Here is a 1,189-nt window from a genome sequence, read left to right as displayed (position 1 = left end):
ACTCAACTGGACTCAAGAACTTGCGTGTTCGGGTCCCCATACACCCGGTATGCCGAACACGGCCAGAACATCAAACACGACGTCAAAGATCAGTAAAAAGCACCGTGTGCGATCCGGCAGGCACGCGAGCGGGAGGAAGGGAGATGCGAATGATGGACGAAACAGCGTCTCGGAGCCTGATCGCCCGCGAGGTAGAGAGGCCCAGCGGCCGGCGCCAGTGCATGCACGGCCTCACATGCGGCCAGCCCTCCCCCGTACTCTGGTCAGGCCAGGGCGTATGCGCCGATCACATCACAATGGCCTGGTCCTGCCCCGCCCCGTCACAAACCACGTAGGCCCAAGCAACTGCTGCGGAATACCGGTCGCGTTGAAGGCCCGCCAGCCCGACACGGGCGATAGTCTTCCGCCTTCCTGGCGGATGCTGCGCATGCGGAAGCTCCGGCAAAGGCGGGCTGTATGGACCCGACGAGGCCGAGAGTGAGAAGACGACGCTGGACGGGGCGCTCCTTCAGGGCTTCGGCGTAGTCGCGGGTTGAGCGGGTTGTCCTGATGTGAGCCCGGACCATAGAGCAGGCACGAGCTTCCAAGATCATGTGGGTGTCGAGTCCAGTGATCCCTACGGAAGTCCGTGCCTGCCGTCGTATCTTCTCCGATCCCGCCCGTCCTTGACCAACTCTGCGATCAGCCTGACGTCGCCGAGGACGAACTGCCCGGGCTGCTCGCCCGGTTGGCCGAGGTTCCCGATCCCCGCACACCGCGCGGCGTGCGCCACACCCTGGTCTACGTGCTGGCACTGGCGGCCTGCGCAGTGCTGACCGGCGCGACCTCGCTGTTGGCGATCAGCGAGTGGGCCGCCGATGTCCCGCCGACGGACCTGGACCGTCTCGGTGCGCGACGCTGCCCGCTGAGCGGTACCCGGCCGGTGCCGTGCGAGACGACCATCCGCCGCACCCTGGCCCGCCTCGATGCCGATGCACTCGACCGGGCGGTGGGCGCGTGGCTGGCCGACCGCCGCATCCAGCCAGGCCCGAAGGACAGGCGGGCGGTGGCAGTTGACGGCAAGAGCCTGCGCGGTGCCGCGAGGGCCGGCGGCCGCAAAATCCACCTGCTGGCCGCACTCGACCACACCAGCCGCCTGGTCCTCGCCCAGATGGACGTCGGGGACAAGACGAACGAGATCACCTGCTTC

General features: G+C 67.2%; 1 protein-coding gene. It reads left to right on the top strand.

Annotation, left to right across the window (positions count from 1 at the left end; genetic code table 11):
- Window positions 1–628: 628 nt before the first annotated feature.
- Window positions 629–1,189 (top strand): transposase family protein (locus tag ACZ7NC_RS45720; protein ID WP_471498425.1); only part of this gene is annotated, 561 nt, incomplete at its 3' end.

It is taken from the genome of Streptomyces sp. NPDC111802, assembly GCF_055634335.1.
Note: the sequence above shows the minus strand (reverse complement) of the source record. Positions and strands in the feature narration are given on the sequence as shown.